The sequence below is a fragment of the Hydrogenimonas sp. genome, from assembly GCF_029933015.1.
Taxonomy (GTDB): domain Bacteria; phylum Campylobacterota; class Campylobacteria; order Campylobacterales; family Hydrogenimonadaceae; genus Hydrogenimonas.
Map to the genome: position 1 here is coordinate 19,506 of NZ_JAOZOZ010000012.1, position 3,420 is coordinate 22,925.

Genomic DNA, 3,420 nt, shown 5'->3' on the forward strand with positions numbered 1-3,420 from the left:
AGGCTCTTTTTCATCGCTTCGGGGTCGGAGTAGGGGAAGTCGACCCGGCCGATCGATCCCCTGAAAAGGAAGTCCCCGCAGAACCATGCGTCGCCGATTTCGATGGCGCTCGTGCCGGGGGTGTGTCCGGGAAAATGGAGAAACTTCATGCCGATCCCCTCGATGAGGACCGTTTCGTCGGGGGCCACGGCGACATCGGCGCGGCTTGGCGGGGTTCCCTGGGAAAAGGGGTCTTTTTCGAGCATGAAAACGTCCCCTTCGGGGCAGTAGATGGGGACGTTCAGACGCTTTTTGAGCTCGGCGTTGCTCCAGACATGGTCGAAGTGGCCGTGGGTGTTGAGGATGGCGACCGGGTTTTTCACACGGGAGACGACCCACTCCGTCGCGCCGACGCCCGGATCGATGATGAAATCCTTTCCGTCGATCGTCACGATGTAACAGTTGGTCTGGTAGGCTCCCATCGGCTGCATCTGTATCTTCATCTTCATGCTATACTTTCTCTATGGAATTTTTCAAAGAGACACTGCGTGCCCTGCGTGAAAGCGACCCGTACGAAAAGGGTGCTCTCGTGGAGCAATTGTACACAAATTTGAAACGGAATGCACTGGTTTTCGACCACGACGCGCCTGTCGAAACCCTCGACGAACCCTCCTACGCTTCGATCGTGACGATCGTCCGCCCCAGAGACGTCCCCAAAAGAAAACATTTCGACGACGCCGAAGGACAGGGCATCCTGCTGCACGCCATCGCCCACATCGAGTACAGCGCCATCGATCTCGCTCTCGATTCGGCCTACCGTTTCCGCCGTATGCCTTCAGACTACTATTTCGACTGGATCGAGGTGGCCTTCGATGAGGTTAGGCATTTTGGGATGCTGGACGATCTGATGAGGCGGGTGGGAGTGAAGTATGGGGACTATCCGGTCCATACCGCCCTTTTCGACGCGGGGAAAAAGAGTGGCCGGGACGTGCTGGAGCGCATGGCCGTCGTACCGCGCTATCTCGAAGCCAACGGCCTGGATGCCAACCCGAAGATCATCAGGCGTCTGGAAAACTATCCCTCCTCACCGATGATCGACGCCATTATCGACGCTTTGGGCGTCATTCTGGAAGAGGAGGTCTCCCACGTGGCGAAAGGAGACCGGTGGTTCAAAGCGGTATGCGAAGAGCGGGGGATCGACCCCGATGTCTATTTCGAAATCGTCGAGCGCTACTATCCGGGCCTGGAGAAGAAAAATCTGCAGCTCAACATCGAAGCGCGTCGCGCCGCCGGGTTCGCCTGCGACGAATTGAAACGAATGGGTGCCCAAAAATGTGAATGACATTCATCTTATGAATGGAAATTATATCTACAAGCTCTAATTTATCAAACTTTCAGTAAGATAAGAGCAATAAAATTTCACAGGAGCATCACGTGGCACGAGAGATTCCTTTTTTCAAACCCGATATCAGCAGTGTCGAACGCGACCAGATCGAACAGGTCCTCGATCTCGAAGGCGAAACGAAGATCGAAGAGCTCGAAAAGGCATTCGTCAAAAAGACGGGCGCGACCTACGCCGTTTCCGTCAACAGTGGCACCTCTGCGCTCCATCTGGCGATGTGCGCGATGGACCTCAAACGCGGTGACAAGATCATCTGCTCGGTCAACTCCTTCCCCTCTGTGCCGGAAGTGGTCCGCCATTTCGACGCGGAGCCGATTTTCGTCGATATCGACAGCGAAGATTTCAACATCGACCTGGATGCGTTGGAAAAAGTGCTCGAAGAGAACAAGTCCAAAAAGCTCAAAGGGGCCATCATCAACCACGTGGGCGGCCAGCCGACCGATCTGGACCGTCTCTACGACATCGCCCAAAGATTCAACATCAAAATCGTCGAAGATGCCAGCGATGCCCTGGGCGGCACCTACAACGGTACGCCCATCGGTGCCACGGGTGCCGATATCACCTGTTTCAGCTTCTCTCCCCACATGAAACACTCCATCGCCAGTGCCGGGATGCTGCTGTGCGAGGACGATACGCTTTATGAGCGCTCCACGCTGCTTCGCGACCACGCCATCCAGTCGGACGGATGGGACAAATACGGCAACCTCGAGTATATGTACGATGTGGTCGATATCGGGTGCAAATACGACATCAGTCTGCTGGACGCGGCCTATGCGCTGGCCCAGTACAGCCGTGTCGACAAGATGATCGCCCGCCGTCAGGAGATCGCGAAGATGTACGACAAGGCGCTCGCCGGTGTCAAACACGTGACGCTGCCCGTGAAAAAGAGAGATCACATCTATCAGCTCTATATCATCCGTATCGACCGCAACCGGGACGGTTTCGCGAGGGCTCTGAAAGAGAAGGGTGTCCATACGGGGCTGCACTACATTCCGCTCCATCTGATGAGCTACTACAAACAGAAGTACGGCCTTCGGGTCAACGACTTCCAGCAGGCGCTCCAGACCTATCAGCAGGTGCTTTCACTGCCCATCTACCACAACATGAGCGACAGCGACGTCGAGTATGTCTGCGATGTCGTCAGAGAGGTCGCCGCGGCGCACATCTGATGGGCCGCACTCTGCGAAAGAGGCTTTCGGCCTCTCCCTTCCCCGTTTTTTTATGAAGATCAAACCCCGTCTCGTCCGCTTCTTCGAAAATCTCTATTACCATCCCCGGTGGTACCACTGGATCGTCGCCGTGGCACTGCTGCCTCTCTCTTTGCTCTATGCTCTCGTCATGATGATCCGCAGGAGGATCGCCAGACGGCAGGATTTCGGTATCCCGATCGTCAGTGTGGGCAACCTGCTGGTCGGCGGAAGCGGAAAGACCCCCATGACGATCGCTCTGGCGCGTCGTTTCGAAAAACCGGCCGTCGTCCTGCGGGGATACGGCAGAAAAAGCGAGGGGCTGGTCGTCGTCAGCGAGTGGGGAGAGATAAAAGCCGATGTGGAAAAAGCCGGAGACGAAGCGACACTCCTGGCGCGCTCTCTGCCCCATGCCACGGTGATCGTCTCCGAAGATCGCGCAAAGGCGATCGAAAAAGCCAAAGAGATGGGGGCGAAAGTCGTTTTTCTCGACGACGGCTTTGGCAAAGTGGCCATCGAAAAGTTCGAACTGCTCCTTTACCCCGCAAAAATCCCCAATCCGCTCCCTCTCCCTTCGGGGCCCTTTCGCGAATTCCGGTTCGAAGAGAGATACGCCGATCTCATCCTAATCGAAGGGGAGGATTTCAGGCGCATCGTCACCTGCGAGGGGTGTGACGCGCCGATGCTGCTGGTCACCGCCATCGCCAATCCCGAACGTTTGGAGCCTTTTTTGCCCAAAAACCTCGTAAAAGGGCGGCTTATCCTACCCGATCACGCCTGGTTCGACAAAAAGGAGATCGAAGAGGCGATGAAAAAACATGATGTCGAAAAGATCCTCACCACCGAAAAAGA

At 55.8% G+C, this 3,420-nt stretch carries 4 protein-coding genes; 3 read left to right on the forward strand and 1 reads right to left on the reverse strand.

Features of this window, described 5'->3' with window-relative positions; all coding sequences use genetic code 11:
* A partial coding sequence (locus Q1K23_RS01875; RefSeq protein WP_300361698.1) for an MBL fold metallo-hydrolase occupies window positions 1–482 on the reverse strand: 482 nt, incomplete at its 3' end.
* A 20-nt stretch (window positions 483–502) separates the two neighbouring features.
* Between Q1K23_RS01875 and Q1K23_RS01880 the strand changes: the two genes are divergently transcribed.
* The 3 genes from Q1K23_RS01880 to Q1K23_RS01890 form a co-directional block, all read left to right on the forward strand.
* Window positions 503–1,321: a ferritin-like domain-containing protein gene (locus tag Q1K23_RS01880; protein ID WP_300361690.1), complete on the forward strand. Its 819-nt coding sequence runs from the start codon at window positions 503–505 to the stop codon at window positions 1,319–1,321.
* Window positions 1,322–1,413: 92 nt separating this feature from the next.
* Complete coding sequence (locus Q1K23_RS01885; RefSeq protein WP_300361692.1) at window positions 1,414–2,550, forward strand: DegT/DnrJ/EryC1/StrS family aminotransferase; 1,137 nt, start codon at window positions 1,414–1,416, stop codon at window positions 2,548–2,550.
* Window positions 2,551–2,602: 52 nt separating this feature from the next.
* The coding region (locus Q1K23_RS01890) for a tetraacyldisaccharide 4'-kinase (protein ID WP_300361695.1) at window positions 2,603–3,420 on the forward strand (818 nt) is incomplete at its 3' end.